The organism is Lactobacillus mulieris, from assembly GCF_007095465.1.
Lineage (GTDB): Bacteria > Bacillota > Bacilli > Lactobacillales > Lactobacillaceae > Lactobacillus > Lactobacillus mulieris.
Window position 1 is genome coordinate 91945 of the sequence record NZ_SDGL01000005.1, and the last position, 21182, is coordinate 113126.

Here is a 21182-nt window from a genome sequence, read left to right on the forward strand (position 1 = left end):
TAATTGCTTCTTTTATTTTTGTTTTTTTCTTTCAAAAAGCACTTTTTAGCTTAAAAACATTGATATACCAACATTCTTAGTCCCATATAAGGAGTGTACAGGATTTGAACCTGCGCGCCGAAAAAATCGGTTCGCCGGATTTCGAGTCCGGTGCATTACCACTCTGCCAACACTCCATGACTAGACTCCATTATAGCGAAAAATAACTTTTAAGTCTAAAACTTTTACAAAAAATATACCTCTTTTTCTAATATCTGTTAAAATAACTAAATGAATGCGAGGTAGTTATCGTGAATTTATCTTCGTTAATTGCCCTTATATTGAGTGCAACGATTTTGTTTATTTTGATTTATAAACTTGAAAATTCAAAAAAGTTTCGCCATCTCGACAGTAGTTGGCACCAACGGTTAATCCACCCAGTTCAAGGTAGTTTTTGGTCAATAATTGAATTTTTAAATGAGCCAAAGCTAATAGCTTTTTGGGACACCTTGCTTGCAGCAGTTTTACTATTCAATGGTGAAATAAAGAAAGCAATATGGGTTTTAGTTACTTTGGCTATTACAGATATTATAGGTATTTTGTTAAAGCATACGATTAAAAGAAAAAGGCCTAGTGAAAACACTCGTCAATCATATTCTTTTCCTAGTGGTCATGTTTTAAGTATTACTAGTTTAAGCTTAATTATTTGGCAGATTTATGGCGGGATTCTCGGAGTTAGTTTATTCTTTGTCTTATTTTCACTTTGGTGTTTAGTTGTTTTTTCAAGAATTATTTTGAAAGCACATTATCCTTCTGATATTGTCGGCGCAACTGCTCTTTCTATCTTTTGTTTTCTGCTAACAATGCCGTTTATTGCTTAAATATTAAATAAAAAAGCTCCGTTAAATAACGGAGCTTTTTCTTTAGGTTTTTATCTAGCAGTCTGTACCTCATAGTAAAAATAATCTTTTAGGAAAGAATGTAGTTAAACTAAATTAGTGGGAGAAAAGCCTAACTACAAATTAGAAATGTTTCGAATAAATACTAGCATATTAGGGGGGGAGCTAGTGTGGGTAGAATAATTGCTTCTAATTGGAGTTGTGGGAGTTCTTTCCATCAATGAATAAGATTAATGATGAATATTTTGACTATTAATCCAGTTTTTACCTCATCGTTTAAAAACTGTTATTTAACTAACTAGAATAAATTGTTTCATTTTTCAAGCTAAAAAGCCTGTTTTTCTTGAAACTATAGTATAGTTTAACAAGTTTTCTTATTTTAAACAAGTAAAATATTGATAGAATTTTGCTATTCTTTTCAATGATAGATATAGTTTTACTATCAAGTGTTATTTATTTAGTTATTTTATTAATTAATAAAAAAGGCGGCTTAATTTTCAAAGCCAACCATTAATCCACCCTTTTCGGCATAAAAACTACAAAGACCATGACAAATGCCAATTTCTATTTGCGCTTCAGGATACTTCTCACTAATTTTTTCTTTTAAACTTTCGGCATCCTTCAAATTATCAACATGATCAATATAGACTTTGCCACCTGAATAATTTTGCTTTTCCATATTTTTAAAAAGCTCTAAAACTGTTTTCTTACTCCCTCGCGCTTTACCCAAAGGCTCAAGAGTTCCCTCAGCACTTGCCTCACCAATCATCCGAATATGTAACATACCAGCAATTCTAGCAGCTGCTGAACTAATTCTGCCATTTACTGCTAAATTATGAAGTGATTCCAAACTAAATAATAAGTGTGTACTAGCTTGATAAGTTTTAATACTTTCACCAATAGAATTAAAACTAGTATTTTGAACCAATTCTATTAATTTATCTACCAATAATTTAAGTTCTGGTCCAGCTGATTTAGAATCAAGTACTAGAACCTCACTATCTGGATTTTCTTCTTGATAGATTTCTACAGCCTGTTTTGCGGATGAATATGTACCACTTAAACCACTAGTAACTGTTAAAATAATCGCCTTCTTACTGCCAGCCAAAGCATCAAGCCATTCTTGCAAATTAGGACATGAAGTACCTGACTTTTCTTTATTTTCATAAATTTTATCTAAAAAAGCTGAATAATCCATTTGATCATTATCTAAAAAAGTTTGATTACCTAAATTAATTGTTAATGGTACAACCGTTAAATTGCTTTTTGAATCTGACTTCAAGTTACTACTTGAATCAACTATTAATTTAATTTCTTCCATAGTTCTCTCTTTTTTGTTTACTTTCGTTAATAAAAATCTCTTTATCAGTTTTTTAATAACCGATAGTGCTATGATAATGTTTATTAAATATAAAAGTCAAGTCAAAGGAGTTATTTATGGAAAATTCATCAATCTTAAACCAGATTCAATCTGACGTTGCAAAATTTTCACTCCCCGCTTTTAGTGAAATTCCCGATATCGGACTATATCTTGAGCAAACCTGCCAATTTATCAATCAAAGCTTAGCACCCTTTTCTGAACTATATTTAACTAATTCTATGATTAGCAACTACGTAAAAAAGGGAATCATTGAAAAACCAATCAAGAAACGTTATAGTCGACAGCAAATTGCGCGTCTAATTTTTATTGCATTTGCTAAGCCAGTCCTTTCACTTGATAATTTAAAGGTTGCCATAAAAATGCAAGATAACAGCTATAATATTGATGTCGCTTATCAATATTTAAGAGAAGAAAGTATTAACTGTTTAGAATACGTTTATCAGTTAAAAACTCAACTTGATAATATTGGAAAAACTCAAACTACAGAAAAAGAAATTTTGCGCAACATAATTTTAGCGGCAGTTCATGAAATTTATTTAAATTCTTATTTTTCAGTAACGAAATAGTTAATTAGATTATTTTTTTGATAAACTATTTTAAAGAAACTATTGTAGACATGGGGGAAATGTATGGAAACACAATTACATGGCCTTACTTCTGCTGAAGCAGAAAAACGGCTGAAAAAGGATGGTCCAAATGAAGTACCAGAACCTGAATTTAATTTTTGGAAAGCTTTCTTATCTAAGTTATGGAATCTATCTGCTTGGATTTTAGAGGCTGCTTTACTACTTGAATTAGTTTTAGGAAAAGGTATTCAAGCTGGATTCGTCTTATTAATGCTGTTATTTGCAGCATACAATGGAGCTACTCAAAAGAAAAAGTCTCGCAGAGTTTTAAATGATATTTCTCATGAGCTAACCCCTACTGTAGCTGTAGAACGTGATGGTAAGTGGATTAAATTAAATTCCAAACAATTAGTTGTTGGAGATTTAATAAATTTAAAGCGCGGAGATGTTTTAGCTGCCGATGTTAGTTTAAAAGATGGTAAAATCACTTGCGATGAAAGCTCTATAACTGGTGAATCCGCACCAGTTAATAAGCAATTAAATGATACTGCTTATGCTGGAACAACTGTTGTAGATGGTTCTGGTTTAGCAATTGTCACAGCAACTGGTGCTAATTCCCGTTCAGGTAAAACTATTAATCTGATTAATCAATCAGCTGCTCCAGGACACTTACAACAATTGTTAACTAAGATTATTTTTTACCTTTGTATGCTTAGTTTGACTCTGACAATTATTATCATTATTGCTGCTTTTATGCGCGGAGAAGGTATTCACGGAGTAATCCAAATGCTACCTTTCCTTGCTATGATGTTCATTGCTTCAATTCCAGTTGCTATGCCATCAACGTTTGCAATTTCTAATTCATTTGAAGCCAAGCGTTTAAGTAAAGAAGGCGTCTTAACTTCTGATTTAACAGGAATTCAAGATGCTGCCAACCTAAATTTAATTTTATTAGATAAAACTGGCACAATTACTGAAAATAAAACAGCTGTGTCTAGTTTGACTAACTTGAGTTCATTATCAGATTCTGAAGTTTTACAATTTGCTGAAGCTGCCACTGATAAACGTAACACCTCAATAATTGATGCTGCAATTATTGAATATTCAGAACAAAAAGGCCTTACTTCTCTAACTCCAGAAAAATTTGTCCCATTTACTTCTGATACTGGATATTCTGAAGCAGTTGTAAATGGTCAAAATTTAAAACTTGGCTCATTTAAACAATTATCTTTAATTGATACTAATGCCAATGAAAAAATTAAAGACATCGATTTTACAGCTGGCCGTTCTGTTGCATTGCTAATTGACAATAAGTTAGCTGCGGTCTTTATATTGCAAGATAAAGTAAGAAGTGATTCTAAAGCTGCTTTGGCAGAACTCAAAAAGCGTGGTATTCGACCAATAATGTTAACTGGTGATAATCAACGAACTGCCGCAGCTGTAGCAAAACAAGTTTCATTAACTGGAAATGTAATTTCTATTCATGACTTTAATGAACAAACAGACTTAGATTCTCTTGCAGGAATTGCTGATGTTTTACCAGAAGACAAGCTTAAAATGGTCAAATTCTTCCAAGAAAAAGGCTTTATCGTTGGAATGACTGGTGATGGTGTCAACGACGCTCCTGCTTTAAAACAAGCAGAAGTTGGTATTGCTGTAGCTAACGCTGCCGATGTTGCTAAGCGAAGCGGTAAGATGGTATTACTTGATGATGGTTTAATGCCAATTGTTAAAATATTAGATGCTGGTCACAGAGTTTACCAAAGGATGACGACTTGGTCATTAACTAAGTTATCAAGAACTGCTGAGTTAACAATGATTTTAACCTTTGGATATCTTTTATTTGGATATCTACCAATGGCCTTAAATGCGATGGTTATTTACACTATTATGAATAATATGGTTACTATGATGATTGGAACAGACAATACCCATATTACTTATAAACCTGAAAATTGGAACATAGACCGAATGGCAAAAGTTTCAATGTCACTGGCTTCTGGTTGGACATTAATTGGTTGTTTATTTGTTTGGTTTATGAACAATAAACTAGGTTTCACGCAAGGTCAAGTTGGAACAATGGTTTACGTATACTGCGTGTTAAGTGCGATGTTAATCGTATTAATAACTAGAACCAAAACTTACTTCTGGCAATCACATCCATCCCGTTTAGTAGGTACAGTTCAAATTATTGATGTAGCCTTAACCTTTGCATTAGCGTTACTTGGAATTGCAATGACACAGATTTCGATAATTAATCTTGGCTTAGTTATTATCGTTTCTCTAATAAGCGCAATAATAATTGACTTAATTTATCAGCCTATTATGAAAAATAGATAATTCTGATATGCAAAAAGCTCACTTCAAATGAAGTGAGCTTTTTCTTATTCAATATAATTAAGCACCATGGTATTGAACAAGTGAAAAGATATCAATATTTGGCAACTTTTCTCTACCCTTTAAATCAGGTAATTCAACATAAAAAGCTGCACCAACTACTTCTCCACCAAGCCGTTCAATCAATTCAATAGCAGCATGTAAAGTTCCAGCTGTTGCCATCAAGTCATCACAAATAACAACTTTTTGACCTGGTTTAATAGCATCTTTATGCATTTCTAAACTATTTGAACCATATTCTAAATCATATGATGCTCTTTCAACTTCACGAGGTAATTTGTGAGGCTTTCTTGCAGGAACAAATCCTACTCCTAATTCAGTAGCAACTGGACATCCCACAATAAAACCACGTGCTTCTGGTCCAACAATTACGTCTGCACCACGTTTTTTGGCATATTCTGCTAATTCATGAGTTGCAGCTCTAAAGATTTCACCATCAGACAAGATAGGAGTGATATCCCGAAAAACAATTCCCTTATTAGGAAAATCCTGCACGCTTGCAATATACTTCTTAAAATCAACTGTCATGTTGATAACGACCTCCGTTATTTTAAATGCTGGTTAACATACGCTAGCAATTGACTAGACGGCATGGTTCTCAAACTTGTTACAAAATTCAGCTGTGACTGCGTCCCTAAGAAATAGCGCGAATCAGTTAATTTTTTATGATTAGCCACCTTATTTGGAACAAGTTCTGCCTTATCCATTTTAACAAACTCTAGCTCTAAAAACACCCTCAAAATAAAGTAAATACTATCTCCATCAAGACCAAGATATGGTGCTACAAGCCGATAATCTTCTGGTTTAAGATTGGGGTGTGAATAAACATATTTTAATGTTTTAGCAAACTCTGTTCGACTAGGCATCATCGAAATTGGTAATTGATCTATCATAAATCGTAAATATAATTGCTGATATTCGTTTTTTAGAACTTGATCCAATTCCTGACGATTATGTGGCGCATCAAGCAAAGTAACAATCTCTCCGCTTCCTTCATAATCTTTTGCCAAAATAATTTTATCTTGGTCAATTCCCAACTGACCAACTGCCTTATTTAAATTATGTTCATCAAACAAAACAAACCGATCCGCAAAACCTAAAATATGCCTTTGTCTTCGAAAATCTATTGCCTTATTCTTGCCTAAAGAAAAACTTGGTACACCAAAATCTATTGATTTCAGTTGCCCCTGCAGAGAAAGCTTCTTTTGCCACATATTTTTACTAATGTTCAAATAAATTGCTGTAACATATGGTAACAAGTTCTGAGTCAAATAGGCCATATTAAAACCTATTATTTTCAAGTTGCCAACATTAAATTTTAAGTGGTTTTTATCTTTTCCAATTACAAATAAAGAAGAAATTTCTGGTTCCTTAACGCAATATACCGGCTCTGGATTATCTGTTCCAAAAGGTCCAACTTTTTTCATATCATCTAAAATTGATAAATCAACACTATTGGTATCTAAATCCAAATCATAATAATCAATAGCATTATTCGAACTAGCTTGATAACTATTTTCAAATGCTTTCCGCAAAGAATTAATCTTATCTTCTTTTAGTGACAGACCACAAGCAAAATCATGTCCACCAAAATTTTCAAATAAAGAATCTTTTAATTTAAATAAGGCCTCAAATAAATTAAAACCTGCATTACTTCTTCCAGATCCTTTGACTAAGCCATCTTCATTTTTAGTGAGTAAAATTGTTGGTTTATGAACTTTTTCTACTATTTTATTCGCTACTAAACCCAAAACCCCTTCGTGCCAGCTAGAATCATATAAAACTAAAGTATTTTGGCTATTGTATCCAAATTTCTTTATTTGATTTAAAGCAGACTCATATACTTTTTGGGTCAATTCTTTACGTTCATTATTTAATTCTTCAACTTTTTTGGCTAATTTTTGGGCTTCCTCTAAGTCGTCTGATAAAAGTAAATCAACAGCTAATCTTGCACTTGCTAATCTACCTGTTGCATTTAATCTTGGAGCAATTTGAAAGCCAGTATCTGTTTCATCAATATTCCCTAACTCAAGCCCTGCTTCTTTAATTAAAGCGCGTAATCCTGGTCGTTGCGTATGATTTAGCAATTCTAAACCACGCTTAACAATAATATGGCCTTCTCCAGATACTTTCACCATATCACCTATTGTCCCAATCATCGCTAATTCTATTAGTTCAGGCATAGTATCTTCCATTAAGGCGCGGCATATTGTGTAAGCAACCCCAGCACCACAATAATCATCAAATGGATATTTTTGATTTGGATAATTACAGTGAACTATTGCTTTTGCCTCAGGCATTTGCTCTTGAAAACTATGATGGTCTGTCACGATAACATCACACCCATTATCTTGAGCATACCTCACTTCTTCAATCCCTGTTACACCATTATCAACGGTAATAATTAATTTAGTCCCATCTGCAACGATTTGTTGATAACGTTTCATACTTGGTCCATATCCATCTTTAAAACGATCAGGAATAAAGTAATGGACATCTGCTCCTAAAATTGCTAGGGTTTCATACATAATTGTTGTAGCAGTAATACCATCTGCATCATAATCACCATAAATTGTAATTTTTTCAAAATTATCAATTGCTTGATTAATGCGATCAACGGTTTCTTGCATCCCATGCATTAAATATGGATCTGCAAAATCTTCCTCTGTACTATTAAGCCAATAATTTAATTTCTCATCTGTGTTAATTTCACGCAAAGAAAATAACTTAGCCGTAAGTGGGCTAAGTTGATATTTTTCTATTAATTCACTCGATAATTCTGTTGCTTCTCTTTTTTTCCAAGTCATTATTTTAATTTAAATACACTCAAGTTCTTAGTTGTTGCTTTTTTGGTCTGGATTAATTTACCACGAACGGCCCAACGATTTATACCACCGTCAGCACATGTGATTAATGTTACGATATTACTTTTGGTATTATTGACTAACCAAACAGCGGTTGGATCTACAACTCGCTTCATGTAAATTCTATAAACATAAACTTTCTTTAAGTCAGTTAAATATACCTTTTGACCAATTTTGGTATCTTCAATTGGTGAAAATAAAACACCTTTGGCAGTCATATAGTGACCAGCTAATGGATAATTTCCTTTTCCCATCACTTGATCTTCTCTCATTGTACCAGCACCAGTAGACAATGAATCATCACTTAATCCTAGCAAAATTGGCAAATATAGATTAACTTTTGGAATCGCAATTGCACCTATAGCATTAGCGGTATTTTTTACACGTGAACGCGTAACCTTGGCAATATCAATATCCTGTACCTTGCTATAATCAAACATTCCTTTTTTCTTTTGATTAGCTGCTACTGTTTTTTTCGTTAGTCCTTGCAAGGTTGAAGTTTGGTTTTGTTTAACAAAATACTCTTGAATTGGACCATTAAAGACCAAAATAATACCAACAATGAATAAAATAACTGCTAAAACTCTTAATAAAATTGTTTTCTTGCTAGTTTTAGATTTCTTACTTAATTTTTGTTTATTGTCATCCGTCATTTTACTTTCCCTTGATATCGTCATCATTCATTTTCAAAACTGCCATGAAAGCATCCTGTGGAACTTCTACTTTTCCAACCGCCTTCATCCGTTTCTTACCACGCTTTTGCTTATCAAGCAATTTTGCACGTCGATCCGGATCACCAGTATGAATCCGAGCTGTAACGTCTTTACGATATGGTTTAATCGTTGCACGTGAAATGATTTTTGCACCAATAGCTCCCTGAATGTCAACTTCAAAATTCTGACGAGGAATAAGCTTTTTCAATAATGAAGTCATTTGGCGAGCACGAGCCTGTGCATCAGATCTGTGTGCAATAAAGCTTAACGCATCAATTGGCTCTTTATTGAGTAAGACATCAATTTTTACTAAATCAGTTGCGCGATAGCCAATGATTTCATAATCAAGCGATGCATACCCCTTAGTTGAGGATTTAAGATCATCGAAAAAGTCAAAAATTATTTCAGCTAAAGGAATATGATAAATAACATTTACTCGATATTTATCTAAATAGTCCATCGTTTGAAATTCGCCACGTTTTCTTTGACACAATTCCATTACAGGACCTACAAAATCATTAGGAACCATTATTTCAGCTTTAACATATGGCTCTTGAACTTCCTTATATTCACCCGCATCTGGTAAATCTGAAGGATTATCAATCACCTTGGTAGTTCCATCGTTCATTATCGCATGATAATCAGTAGATGGAGCCGTCATAATTAAATCAAGATCAAATTCTTGCTCTAATCTTTCTTGCACCACGTCCATATGAAGCAAACCTAAAAATCCACATCTAAAACCAAATCCTAACGCAGTTGAAGTTTCAGGTTCAAATTCAAGTGCAGCATCATTTAATTGCAACTTTTCTAAGGCTTCTTTCAAGTCGTCATATTTGCTATTATCAACTGGATACATCCCACTGAAAACCATTGGAGGAATTTGTCGATAACCTGGTAATGCTTCTTCAGTCGGCTTTTTTGCTGATGTAATTGTATCCCCAACTCTAGTTTCACGAACGGATTTAATATTAGCTGTTAAATAACCTACATCTCCTGCAACAAGCATATCTTTTTTTACAGGATGAGGGTTAGAAACACCCACTTCAGTAACTTCATACTTTTTGTGAGTATTCATAATTTCAATTTCGTCTCCAGGCTTTACCATTCCATCTTCAATTCGAACAGCTAAAACAACCCCACGGTAATCATCATATTTAGAATCAAAAATCAAAGCCTTAAGAGGTGCTTCCAAATCTCCCTGTGGTGCCGGAATGTCAGTTACAATTCGCTCAAGCAACTCTGGAATTCCTAATCCAGTTTTACCAGAAACTTCAACTGCATCACTAGCATCAAGACCTAACATTTCTTCAATTTCCATTTTGGCGTTTTCAGGGTCTGCAGATGGTAAATCTATTTTATTGATAACAGGCAAAATTTCTAAATCATCATCAATTGCTAAATAAGTGTTAGCCAAAGTTTGAGCCTGTACACCTTGAGAAGCATCAACTACTAACAAAGCCCCTTCGCATGCGGCAAGCGAACGTGATACTTCATATGAAAAATCAACGTGTCCTGGGGTATCAATCAAGTGAAAAATATAGTCTTCGCCATCTTTAGCATGATACTTTACTTCAACTGAGTTTAACTTAATAGTAATACCTCTTTGACGCTCTAAAGGCATATCATCAAGCATTTGACTTTTCAGTTGTCTTTGAGCAACAGTATCAGTTAATTCCAAAATTCTATCAGCAATCGTTGATTTACCATGGTCAATATGGGCAACGATTGAAAAATTACGAATGTGTTTTTGATAATCTTTAAGTTTTTTGAGGTCCATATAGTTCCATCCTTTTTAGTCTATTCCTATTATAGCAAATAGGCATTAAGGGACAAATAAAAAGAGAAAATCTCACTAATATTTAGCTATATATTAATTCAAGTAAAATAATATTAAGTTTTATAGTCAATGCTAACAAAAAAAGAGCCTTACAGCTCTTTTTACTAATTCATAATTTAGCCTAATTTGTCTTTTAATCGTTCAAAGAAGTTTTTTTCCTGCGGAGTTATTGAGTCTCCGCCAGCTTTAACGAAATCAACCAAGGCTTGTTTTTGTTTGTCGTTAATTGACTTAGGGATTACTACTTCAACAGTTGAGATCTGGTCACCTTTGCCATCTCCACGAAGATAAGGTACACCTTCTCCACGAATAGTGAACTTAGCACCAGGTTGAGTGCCAGCAGGGATTTTCAGACTAGTTTCGCCATTAACAGTCTTAATTTTAATTTCATCACCCAAAGTTGCTTGAGCAAATGAAATTGGAACAGTTGTATAAATTGTGTTACCACGACGAGTGAAGTCTTTACTTGGTCTAATTCGAAAGACAATGTATAAGTCACCATAAGGTCCACCATTTTTCCCAGCTTCACCTTGACCACTCAATCGAATTTGTTGACCATTGTCAATCCCAGCAGGGATCTTAACTTCAAGAGTTTGCTTTTTATCAGTATGACCTGCACCATGACAAGTAGCACAAGGATGTTCAATAATAACACCTTTTCCATGACACTTATCACATAAAGTCTGTCTTTGAATTACACCAAGCATGGATTGTTGAGTAACTGTCATATATCCACTACCATGACACTTGTCACAAGTAATCGGATGGGTTCCCTTCTCTGCCCCAGTACCATGACAAACTTCGCAAGTTTCACTTCTAGTGTAAGTTACGTTAGAAGTCTTACCTTTAATGGCATCCATGAAGTCAATTGTCATTGTATAGTCTAAATCGTCACCTTTAACAGGGGCTGTTGGATCAACATGTCTTTGACTAGCTCCACCAAAAATATCACTAAAAATATCGCCAAAACCACTAAAGTTACTGAAATCACCATATTGACCATTACCAGCACCATATCCGGCCTGACCATTTACACCAGCTTGGCCAAATTGATCATATTGTGCGCGTTTTTGCTTATCATGTAATACTTCATAAGCTTCGTTAACTTCTTTAAATTTTTCTTCTGCGTCTGGTGCTTTATTAATATCTGGGTGATATTTTTTGGATAACTTCCGGTAAGCTCTCTGGATATCTTGCTCACTCGCATTTTTATCCAATCCCAGAATGTCATAGTAATCGCGACTTGTCGCCATTTTCTAACGCTCCTTATCTTTGATAAAAGAAAAGGACTAAAATTAGTCCTTAACTTTCAACCATTATAGCATTACTTGTCAGGGTTTACTTTTTTAAAGTCACCATTGACAGTATCTCCATTATTGCCATCATTATTATCTGATGGGTTTGGACCAGCTTGGCCTGCTTGACCTTGAGCACCATTGGCTTGATACAACTTAACTGCTAAATCTTGTGCAACCTTAGATAAAGCGTCCTTCTTTTCTTTCATTTCATCTAAGTTGTTATCTTTTTGAGCTTTCTTAAGTGCTTCCAAAGCATCCTTAACTTTAGATACTTCATCTGCAGGAACCTTGTCGCCAACTTCTTTCAAAGTCTTTTCAGTAGTGAAGATTAATGAATCTACTTCATTACGTAAGTCTGCTTCTTCTTTCTTCTTTTTATCCTCATCAGCGTGTTCTTCTGCTTCTTTTTGCATACGCTTGATTTCTTCGTCGGATAAACCTGATGATGACTTGATAGTAATCTTTTGTTCCTTACCAGTACCCATGTCCTTAGCAGAAACATTTACGATACCGTTCTTGTCAATGTCGAAGGTAACTTGAATTTGTGGCACACCACGTGGTGCAGCTGGGATATCAGTTAACTCAAATCTACCTAATGTCTTGTTATCAGCTGCCATTGGACGTTCACCTTGCAAAACGTGAATATCTACAGCTGGTTGATTATCTGCAGCAGTTGAGAAGATTTGGCTTTTTGAAGTTGGAATAGTAGTGTTTCTATCAATTAACTTAGTGAAGACTCCACCCATGGTTTCAATTCCAAGTGATAAAGGAGTTACATCAAGTAAAACAACATCCTTAACATCACCTGAAATAACACCACCTTGAACAGCTGCACCTAAGGCAACAGCTTCATCAGGGTTGATTGAGTGGTCAGGTTCTTTGCCACTCCACTTCTTAACTGCTTCTTGAACAGCTGGAATACGAGTTGAACCACCGTTTAAAATAACTTTATCAATATCGTTAACAGTTAAGCCAGCATCTTTCAACGCATTATCAAATGGAATCTTAGTTCTTTCAACTAAGTCATGAGTTAATTCATCAAATTTAGCACGAGTTAAATCAGCTTCCAAGTGAAGTGGACCACTTTCACCTGCAGAAATAAATGGAAGTGATATATGAGTTGAACTTACACCTGATAAGTCCTTCTTAGCTTTTTCAGCAGCATCCTTTAATCTTTGAAGTGCCATCTTATCCTTAGATAAGTCTACACCATTATCAGCCTTGAAGTTTTCAATCAACCAATTCATAATCTTTTGGTCGAAATCATCACCACCAAGGTGAGTATCACCATTAGTAGAAAGTACTTGGAAGACGCCGTCACCTAATTCCAAAACGGAAACGTCGAAAGTACCACCACCAAGGTCGTATACTAAAATCTTTTCATCTTCTTCATCTTTATCAAGACCATAAGCAAGTGAAGATGCAGTAGGTTCATTAATAATTCTTTGAACATTTAATCCTGCAATCTTACCAGCATCCTTAGTTGCTTGACGTTGTGAGTCATTGAAGTATGCAGGAACAGTAATAACTGCATCCTTTACTTCTTCACCAAGATAATCTTCTGAGAACTTCTTGATGTATTGCAAAATCATCGCAGAAATTTCTTGTGGAGTATAGCTCTTGTCGCCAACCTTAACCTTGTATCCTGCTTCACCCATGTGACGCTTAATTGACACAATAGTATTTGGGTTAGTGATTGCTTGACGCTTTGCTACTTCACCAACTTGAATTTCTCCATCCTTGAAAGCAACTACAGATGGTGTAGTTCTGTTACCTTCAGGGTTAGTAATAATCTTTGGTTCTTTACCTTCCAAAACAGCAACTGCTGAGTTAGTAGTCCCTAAGTCAATACCAATAACTTTTGACATATCAAAAAGTCCTTTCTTATTTCTTTTTATTTTTTAAATAAGCTTAATTAATTATTGGGCAACAATAACCATTGCTGGACGTAAAGTCCGATCTTTATATTGATAGCCCGCTTGCAAAACTTGAACAACGTGATCTTTTTGTTCATCATTTTCTGCAACTGTTGTTTGAACAGCTTGATGCAAATTAGGATCAAATTTTGCACCTTCAGCCTTAATTTCAGTAATACCATGATCAGCCATTGCCTTAACCATAGCATCTAAGGTCATTTCAACACCCTTTTTTAATTGTTTAGAAGCTTCATCATCTACTTTTACACTTAAAGCCCTTTGCAAATTATCAACTGCTGGTAAAATATCCTTTGCTAAAGATTGGGATTCATATTTAATAAGTTGCGCACGTTCTTTATTGTAGCGATTTTGCATATTTTGAATTTCAGCTTCACTTCGTAGATATTTATCTTCAAGTTCAGCTTTTGCAGCTTTTAATTGCTCAATTTCTTTAGCAAGATCTTCCCCAACTTTTTGGGTATCTTTATCAGCCTTAGAAGAAGTTATTTTTGTTTCCTTATGCTTTAAATCTTCTTTAGGCTTTTGATCAAGGTCTTTTTCACTTGGAAATTCTTTTTTACTCAAGACCTTCCCTCCTTTACTGAAATTTTCCGTAATAATCGAGTAGTTTCTTCGCTAATTCCTGTCTGAAATATTCCATTAAACCAATCATTTGTGAATAAGGCATATTCGTTGGTCCCAATAAGGCAATTGTGCCTCTGCCATGACTTCCAACACTATAGCTTGCTGTAAGTAAACTATAATTTTTTAGTAAATCACTTGGAAGTTCTGAACCCAATTTAACTTGAACTGGAAAATGCTCATCAGAATCATCACCTTCAAAACTCAATAAGCTACTAATCATGTCATTTTGATCAAACATTTCATACAAAGATCGAATGTCTTGAACATTGCCTGTAGCATTATTCAAAAGATTTATTTGACCATCAACATACATCTGTTCACTAGCCGCATCTTTCAAGACGTCTGCTAGCAAACTTAATAAATCATCAGCATTGCCACCTAATTGGTGACTCACTAACTCACTAAGCATTTCTGGTGAAACAGCTGATAAGCTTTTACCAACCAATTCATCATTTATTAAACGAACAGCCTTTTCTATTTCTTCACCATTAGTAAATCTTGGTAGAGAATAGACTTGGCTTTGAACATTTCCATTATTTGTAACCAAAATTGCCATAACTTGTCGATTAGATAAAGGGACAATCCTAAAACCAGTTATTAAAACATGTCTGGATTCTGGCCCTTCTGCAAAAGCAGTATAATTTGTCAAATCTGACAAAATCTTAGCTGCTTCTTGCACAATTTCATTCACTTGATGAAATGGACGATCCAATTGGCAAACAATTTGATTATAAACAGACTCAGGTAGTTGTAATGGTTCAACTAAATGATCAAGGTAGTAGCGATAACCATCACTTGATGGAATACGACCACTTGAAGAATGTGTCTTTTCAATAAGACCTTGTTCTTCTAACACCGCCATTTCATTTCTAATGGTTGCACTAGAAACCTTCATTGGCAGTTGACTCATCACAGTTTTGGAGCCTACGGGCTCATGCGTCTGCGTGAAGTCCTTAATGATTGTTTTCAAAATAAGCTCTTGACGTTCGGTTAACATATTCTCGACCTCTTAATTAGCACTCATAACTCTCAGGTGCTAACATGAATAATATACTAATAAATTAGCACTAATGCAAGTCCTTTGCTAATTTTTTATGCAAAAAAAGAACTAGTTACCTAGTTCTTTATATTCTTAAAGTATTTCCGAATTTCTTTCTCGTCTTTAATAAGTTGCTCTTTTAATTCATCTAAACTAGAAAATTTTATTTCGCCTCTAGTATAGTGATACCATTCAATACTTATTTCTTCATCATAAATATCTTCATCAAAATCAAATAAATGTGACTCTATGTAAATTTTTTTACCAGTTTGGATTGTTACGTTATAGCCAACACTAGTCATTGAATCATACCACTTGCCATGAACCAAAGTTCTTGTTGCATAAACTCCAATTTTAGGAATAACTTTGCGATCATTTAAAACCAAATTAACTGTCGGGAAGCCAAGTTTATGCCCATTGCGTAAACCATGTCCAACAATTCCTGACATTATATAGTGACTTCCTAACAAATTAGTAGCTAATTCTAAATTTCCATTGCGAATTGCTTGTCTAATTGCAGTTGAACCTATTTTGCAACCACCACTAGTTTGTTCAGGCAAAATAACAATTTCAAATCTATTTTTTGCAAAATATGGTAGATTTTCCATATTAGCAATATCTTTTGGCCCATAAGTATAATCAAATCCAGCTACTACCGCATCTGCTTTTAATTTTATGATAACTTGATCGACAAATTCTTGTGGACTTAACTTACTAAAGCCCTCTGTAAATGGAGCAACAGCAAGATAGTCAACTCCCAATTTTTCCATTTTTTCAGCTTTTTCAGGAAGATTATCCAAATATTCAAAATCCGTTCTACCTAAATAGATTTCTTTAGGATGGCGATCAAAAGTCAATACCATTAAAGGTAAACTTTTTTTCTTTGCTACTTCTTGAGCGCGTTTAATTAATTTTTGATGTCCAATATGTACCCCATCAAAAAACCCCAAAGCCAAAACTACATGAGTGCGAGTTAATTCTTTTTTAATAGGATAACTAAGATGAATTATTTCCAAAATTGATTCCTTCTACTATTATTCATTTTGTAAAAGCATTAAATATGGTCTATATGTATGCGATTTCAATTCATAAATTGCTTTGACTTTTTTATTGTAGCGTAAAGCGATCTTTTTTGCATCATTTCTTAATGAAATCGCATTCCCATTTTTAACTTTCTTCCAAATTTGTTCGCTCATATCAATTGTTTCATAATCAGCAAAGAATGAATCAATTGGCAAAATATATTTAAGAACTAATTCAGGATTGGCTTCTAATTCTTCTAGCTTCACTGCTTTCTCTAAATTAAAACCCGAACTACTAGTTCTTTGTAAATATGTCATAACTGCTGGGTAACCTAATTTTTCACCCAAATCATTTACTAAGCTTCTTACATACGTTCCTTTGGAACACTCAATGTTAAAGCCAAATTCTTCTTGTTCATTTTGGTAATTAACAGGTTCTAGTAGCTTATATTTAAAAATCTCTACACTTCTTACAGGTCGAGTTACTTGAATCCCTTCTCTTGCATACTCATAAAGTCGTTTTCCATTTACTTTGACTGCAGAATAAATTGGTGGGACTTGATCTATTTTGCCTAAAAAGCTATTCATCCCTTTTTGAATTTCTTCTAAAGGAATTTTTTCAGATACAGCTTTTCTTTGCAAAACCTTTCCTTCTGTATCATAACTATCAGTAGAAAAGCCTAATAACCCTCTACCAGTATATGATTTTGGTCTTTCATGCATTAATTCAATTAATTTAGTTGCCTGTCCAATTGCAATCGGCAAGACTCCCTCTACTTCTGGATCAAGCGTCCCAGCATGACCAATTTTTCTGGTTTTTAAAATTTTTCTTAATTTATAGACAACATCTCCACTCGTCATACCCTTACTTTTATTAATCACTAAAATTCCATTTATCATATTTCCACCTACAATAAAAGCGCCCTAGGGCGCTTTTTTATCTGTCATTTTCTTGCTTTTTTAGTTGAGCAATTAATTTATCAATTTTACTACCGTATTGTACCGAAGTATCTCTCTTAAAGATTAATTCAGGCACTTTATAAACAGTCAATTCTTGGCCTAATAAGTGTCTCATTAATCCCTTTGCTTTTTCTAAACCTTCGGCTACTTCTTTTTCTTTATTTCCATCTTCAGTCAATAAAGAATAATAAACTGTAGCATAAGAGAAATCATTGGTACATTCAACAGCAGTCAAGGTTACATCACTCAAACGTGGGTCACGAATCTTTTTTTGCAAAATTTTTGATAATTCTCGCAAAATTTCTCCTTCAACCCGACCTATTCTGTGTTTCATGCTAGTTCTCCTTACTTAGGCTTAACTTCTTGCATTTCATATGCTTCAAGCTCATCATCAATTTTAAGGTCATTATAGTTTTCAATTGTTAAACCACAATCGAAGCCTTGCTTAACTTCCTTAACATCATCTTTAAATCTCTTAAGGGAGGCCACTTGACCATCATAGATAACAACACCATTACGGATAACACGAATACCGCTATCTCTATGAATATATCCTGAATCAACAAATGCACCAGCAATTGTACCAACTTTTGAAACTTTCCAAGTTTCACGAATAGTTAAGTTACCAGTTACTTTTTCTTCGTATGTTGGTTCAAGCATACCCTTCATGGCTGCTTCTACATCGTCGATTGCTTTATAAATAACGCTGTATGAGCGAATATCAACTTCATCACTTTCAGCTTGTGATTTAGCAGTTGCAGTTGGCCGAACGTTAAATCCAATAATGAAAGCATTTGAAGCACTTGCTAACGTAACATCAGAGTCATTAATTGCACCTACTCCTGAGTGAATAATATTAACTCGTACGCCTTCAACTTCAATCTTTTCAAGTGATTGAGAAAGAGCTTCAACTGACCCTTGAACATCAGCCTTTAATACAATGCCAACTTCCTTCATGTTTTCACGTTTCATTGTATCAAATAAGTTATCAAGAGTAACATGTTGTACCTTCTCACGTTGCTTTTGCAAAGCATTTTGGGCACGTTGTTCACCAACTGCACGTGCTGTCTTTTCATCTTCAAAGACTACAAACTTATCAGCTGATTCTGGTACATCATTCAAACCAGTAATTTCAACTGGCATTGATGGAGTAGCTTTCTTAACTCGGCGTCCCTTATCATTTGTCATAACACGAACACGTCCAAATGTATTTCCGACAACAATTGGGTCACCTACTTCAAGAGTACCTTGTTGAACTAAGATATCTGCTACTGGACCACGACCACGTGACAAACGTGCTTCAACAACTGTACCAATTGCTTTTTGATGAGGATCTGCTTTAAGTTCAAGAACATCAGCCTGTAAAAGAATCATTTGCAATAATTCTTCAACGTTATCCCCTGTTTTAGCAGAAATCTTAACAAAGATAGTATCTCCACCATAATCTTCAGGAATTAAGTTATATTTCATTAACTGTTCTGTAACGTGACTTGGGTTTGCACCTGGTGCATCCATCTTATTAATTGCAACAATAATTGGAACACCTGCACTTTTGGCATGGTCAATCGCTTCAATGGTTTGAGGCATTACACCATCATCAGCTGCTACTACTAAAACAACAATATCAGTTACTTCAGCCCCACGAGCACGCATATTTGAAAAGGCAGCGTGACCAGGTGTGTCAAGGAATGTAATTAAACGATCATCAACACGAACTTGGTAAGCACCGATTTTTTGAGTAATACCACCAGCTTCATGTTCTGAAACATTAGTATGACGTAATCTATCAAGCAAAGTAGTCTTACCATGGTCAACGTGACCCATAATGGTTACAACTGGCGGTCTGCTTTCTTGATGCTTAGACTCTTTAGAAGCTTCAACTTCTTTTTGGTAAAGATTATCAATATCGGAAATATCTTCATGAACTTTTTCCTTTGATTCAATACCATATTCTGCAGCTAAAAGTTCAATTGTATCTTTATCAAGGGATTGGTTTTGGTTAGTCATAACACCAAGCAGAAAAAGCTTTTTAACAATTTCAGCTGGTTCTCTGTGTAAAAGTTTACCTAAGTCTTGTGCATTCATACCTTCTTCAAACACAAGTACTTCAGGTAATGGACGTTCTTTACGAACTGTTTTTGGCTTTCTAACTTCTTCAGCATGATTATTATGCTTGTTCTTCCGTTTTCTTCTTTCCATCTTATCTAAATGTTCATTACGACGGTCAAAGTTATTATTGTCACGGCCCTTTCTACCTGGTTTTCCAGTATTTCTGCCGTGTCCATTACCATTTCTACGTGAATCAGGTTTAACACTTTCTTCTGGCATTACCGGAATTTGTGGTGTCCGATTCATAGCTGGTTTTCTCTTAGGTTTTGATTTCTGATTTTGTTTTTGCTTATTTTCTTCAGTCTTAGGACGATTTCTAGCAGGAGATGGTTTAAGAATTTTTGGTCCTAAAACCTTTTTGGTTTTCTTTTCTTCTGGTTGATTAGTCACTTCGTTAGTATCTTTCTTTTGAGAATTTTGGTTTTCTGTATCTTCGTTCTGAACTTTATTCTTTTCTTCGTGCCAAATTTTACGAGCTTTTTCAGATTCTTTGGCTAATGTTGTTTCTTCAGCACGTTGCTTTTGTTGGAGTTCTGCTAATAAGTCTCTAGCCTTATTGACTTTAGGTGACTTATTATTTTGTTTTTTATTACTTTCGTGACGATTGCGTCGCTTGTTTGAAGAATCATTGCTACGCTTTTTAGCTTGATCACTATGTTGATGCTTTGAATGATTCTTTGATTGTGAAGCTGGTCTTCTGATTGAGGAAACAGAAAGTTTGATTTTATTATCTTTTTTTTCTGTTTTCTTTTCATCATTTTGACTCTTAGCTGGAGTGGAAGGCTTCACCTTATTTTTCAATTCATTCACTTCTGTATCAGAAAGTGATGACATGTGGTTTTTGATATTAAAGCCTAATTCTTTAGCCTTATCAACCAAGACCTTATTATTCAAACCTAATTGCTTTGCTAATTCATATATTCTCTGCTTAGCCATCAGATCACACTCCTTCATTTAATTTCTTTTGTAGTGCTTTACTAAATCCCAAATCGCTAACTGCTAAAACTTTTCTAGCTTTACCAATTGCTTGAGATATTTCAAGCTCAGAAAATTCATCAATAATTGGCAAACTGTTTTTTTGCGCTAAGCTTACAACTTCTTGCCGAGTTGCCTGCGACAGATCACTAGCTATAATTACTAATTTAACCTTTCTAGCTTTTATTGATGAAATCACCATATCTGTGCCAGAAACCAGTTTTCCGGCTCTTTGAATTAGTCCTAAAAAATTTATTGTCTTTTCACGATTATGCACTTATTTATCACCAAATAATTCTTTTCTTGCCTTTTGATGATCCACATATTCAAAAAGTTCTTTATAAAAACTATCATCAATTTTAGTACCTAAACTTCGGTCTAAAATCTTGTTCTTTTGAGCTTCAGTTATCTTTTCAGGTTCTAATGAAACATAGGCTCCACGTCCCGGTTTTTTACCAGTTGGATCAACTGAAACTTCTTTTTCTTTGTTGATGACAATTCTTACCAAATCTTTTTTTGGCTGCATAGTGTTCGTCAACAAATCTTTTCTCATTGGGACTTTTCTTTTTTTCAAAAAAA

General features: G+C 34.4%; 18 protein-coding genes and 1 tRNA gene. 3 read left to right on the forward strand and 16 right to left on the reverse strand.

Annotation, left to right across the window (positions count from 1 at the left end; translation table 11 throughout):
- Positions 1-89 precede the first annotated feature (89 nt).
- Positions 90-176 (reverse strand) — tRNA-Ser (locus tag ETI37_RS03290).
- Between the two features lie 114 nt (positions 177-290).
- Between ETI37_RS03290 and ETI37_RS03295 the strand changes: the two genes are divergently transcribed.
- Positions 291-860 (forward strand): phosphatase PAP2 family protein, encoded by a 570-nt coding sequence (locus tag ETI37_RS03295; RefSeq protein ID WP_143458391.1) that lies wholly within the window; start codon positions 291-293, stop codon positions 858-860.
- A gap of 508 nt (positions 861-1368) precedes the next feature.
- Here the strand turns inward: ETI37_RS03295 and ETI37_RS03300 are convergent.
- Positions 1369-2199 (reverse strand): DegV family protein, encoded by an 831-nt coding sequence (locus tag ETI37_RS03300; RefSeq protein ID WP_006587347.1) that lies wholly within the window; start codon positions 2197-2199, stop codon positions 1369-1371.
- Between the two features lie 116 nt (positions 2200-2315).
- Here ETI37_RS03300 and ETI37_RS03305 point away from each other — a divergent pair, with 116 nt between their 5' ends.
- A complete protein-coding gene (locus ETI37_RS03305; protein WP_006586847.1) occupies positions 2316-2825 on the forward strand; it encodes a DUF1836 domain-containing protein in 510 nt (169 codons plus the stop codon).
- A gap of 63 nt (positions 2826-2888) precedes the next feature.
- Positions 2889-5165 (forward strand): HAD-IC family P-type ATPase, encoded by a 2277-nt coding sequence (locus tag ETI37_RS03310; RefSeq protein WP_006586848.1) that lies wholly within the window; start codon positions 2889-2891, stop codon positions 5163-5165.
- A 57-nt stretch (positions 5166-5222) separates the two neighbouring features.
- On the opposite strand, the gene ETI37_RS03315 is transcribed toward ETI37_RS03310, so the two are convergent.
- From ETI37_RS03315 to rnpM, 14 genes are all read right to left on the reverse strand, one after another.
- The gene (locus ETI37_RS03315) at positions 5223-5750 is read right to left on the reverse strand and encodes an adenine phosphoribosyltransferase (RefSeq protein ID WP_006586849.1); all 528 of its coding nucleotides are present in this window, start codon (positions 5748-5750) and stop codon (positions 5223-5225) included.
- A 17-nt stretch (positions 5751-5767) separates the two neighbouring features.
- Positions 5768-8029 carry a single-stranded-DNA-specific exonuclease RecJ gene (recJ, locus tag ETI37_RS03320; protein WP_006586850.1) on the reverse strand — a complete coding sequence of 754 codons (2262 nt, stop codon included), beginning with the start codon at positions 8027-8029 and terminating at the stop codon, positions 5768-5770.
- Positions 8029-8739 (reverse strand): class A sortase, encoded by a 711-nt coding sequence (locus tag ETI37_RS03325; protein WP_006587349.1) that lies wholly within the window; start codon positions 8737-8739, stop codon positions 8029-8031. The genes recJ and ETI37_RS03325 overlap by 1 nt, the downstream gene beginning before the upstream one ends.
- 1 nt (position 8740) lies before the next feature.
- Positions 8741-10579, reverse strand: a complete 1839-nt coding sequence (gene lepA, locus ETI37_RS03330) for a translation elongation factor 4 (protein WP_006586852.1) — start codon at positions 10577-10579, stop codon at positions 8741-8743.
- Positions 10580-10755: 176 nt separating this feature from the next.
- Positions 10756-11892: a molecular chaperone DnaJ gene (gene dnaJ, locus ETI37_RS03335; RefSeq protein WP_006586853.1), complete on the reverse strand. Its 1137-nt coding sequence runs from the start codon at positions 11890-11892 to the stop codon at positions 10756-10758.
- 71 nt (positions 11893-11963) lie between these two features.
- Positions 11964-13805, reverse strand: coding sequence for a molecular chaperone DnaK (gene dnaK / locus ETI37_RS03340; RefSeq protein WP_006586854.1), 1842 nt, complete (start codon positions 13803-13805; stop codon positions 11964-11966).
- 51 nt (positions 13806-13856) lie between these two features.
- A complete protein-coding gene (grpE, locus tag ETI37_RS03345; RefSeq protein WP_006586855.1) occupies positions 13857-14438 on the reverse strand; it encodes a nucleotide exchange factor GrpE in 582 nt (193 codons plus the stop codon).
- 13 nt (positions 14439-14451) lie between these two features.
- Entirely contained in the window at positions 14452-15495 is a 1044-nt protein-coding gene (gene hrcA, locus ETI37_RS03350; RefSeq protein WP_006586856.1) for a heat-inducible transcriptional repressor HrcA, read from the reverse strand.
- Between the two features lie 119 nt (positions 15496-15614).
- Complete coding sequence (gene ribF / locus ETI37_RS03355; RefSeq protein WP_006586857.1) at positions 15615-16553, reverse strand: riboflavin biosynthesis protein RibF; 939 nt, start codon at positions 16551-16553, stop codon at positions 15615-15617.
- An 18-nt stretch (positions 16554-16571) separates the two neighbouring features.
- A complete protein-coding gene (truB, locus tag ETI37_RS03360) occupies positions 16572-17459 on the reverse strand; it encodes a tRNA pseudouridine(55) synthase TruB (RefSeq protein WP_006587350.1) in 888 nt (295 codons plus the stop codon).
- A gap of 37 nt (positions 17460-17496) precedes the next feature.
- Positions 17497-17853: a ribosome-binding factor A gene (locus ETI37_RS03365; protein WP_006586859.1), complete on the reverse strand. Its 357-nt coding sequence runs from the start codon at positions 17851-17853 to the stop codon at positions 17497-17499.
- Between the two features lie 11 nt (positions 17854-17864).
- A complete protein-coding gene (gene infB / locus ETI37_RS03370) occupies positions 17865-20564 on the reverse strand; it encodes a translation initiation factor IF-2 (protein WP_143458392.1) in 2700 nt (899 codons plus the stop codon).
- 4 nt (positions 20565-20568) lie between these two features.
- The gene (locus ETI37_RS03375; protein WP_006586861.1) at positions 20569-20880 is read right to left on the reverse strand and encodes a L7Ae/L30e/S12e/Gadd45 family ribosomal protein; all 312 of its coding nucleotides are present in this window, start codon (positions 20878-20880) and stop codon (positions 20569-20571) included.
- A complete protein-coding gene (gene rnpM, locus ETI37_RS03380) occupies positions 20881-21177 on the reverse strand; it encodes an RNase P modulator RnpM (protein WP_034530357.1) in 297 nt (98 codons plus the stop codon).
- Between the last annotated feature and the right edge of the window lie 5 nt (positions 21178-21182).

Excerpts from the sequence above, each read along its gene's own strand:
- ETI37_RS03300 (WP_006587347.1), bottom strand. The coding sequence starts at position 2,199 with ATGGAAGAAATTAAATTAATAGTTGATTCAAGTAGTAACTTGAAGTCA.
- ETI37_RS03305 (WP_006586847.1), top strand. The coding sequence starts at position 2,316 with ATGGAAAATTCATCAATCTTAAACCAGATTCAATCTGACGTTGCAAAA.
- ETI37_RS03310 (WP_006586848.1), top strand. The coding sequence starts at position 2,889 with ATGGAAACACAATTACATGGCCTTACTTCTGCTGAAGCAGAAAAACGG.
- ETI37_RS03315 (WP_006586849.1), bottom strand. The coding sequence starts at position 5,750 with ATGACAGTTGATTTTAAGAAGTATATTGCAAGCGTGCAGGATTTTCCT.
- recJ (WP_006586850.1), bottom strand. The coding sequence starts at position 8,029 with ATGACTTGGAAAAAAAGAGAAGCAACAGAATTATCGAGTGAATTAATA.
- ETI37_RS03325 (WP_006587349.1), bottom strand. The coding sequence starts at position 8,739 with ATGACGGATGACAATAAACAAAAATTAAGTAAGAAATCTAAAACTAGC.
- lepA (WP_006586852.1), bottom strand. The coding sequence starts at position 10,579 with ATGGACCTCAAAAAACTTAAAGATTATCAAAAACACATTCGTAATTTT.
- dnaJ (WP_006586853.1), bottom strand. The coding sequence starts at position 11,892 with ATGGCGACAAGTCGCGATTACTATGACATTCTGGGATTGGATAAAAAT.
- dnaK (WP_006586854.1), bottom strand. The coding sequence starts at position 13,805 with ATGTCAAAAGTTATTGGTATTGACTTAGGGACTACTAACTCAGCAGTT.
- hrcA (WP_006586856.1), bottom strand. The coding sequence starts at position 15,495 with ATGTTAACCGAACGTCAAGAGCTTATTTTGAAAACAATCATTAAGGAC.
- truB (WP_006587350.1), bottom strand. The coding sequence starts at position 17,459 with ATGATAAATGGAATTTTAGTGATTAATAAAAGTAAGGGTATGACGAGT.
- ETI37_RS03365 (WP_006586859.1), bottom strand. The coding sequence starts at position 17,853 with ATGAAACACAGAATAGGTCGGGTTGAAGGAGAAATTTTGCGAGAATTA.
- infB (WP_143458392.1), bottom strand. The coding sequence starts at position 20,564 with ATGGCTAAGCAGAGAATATATGAATTAGCAAAGCAATTAGGTTTGAAT.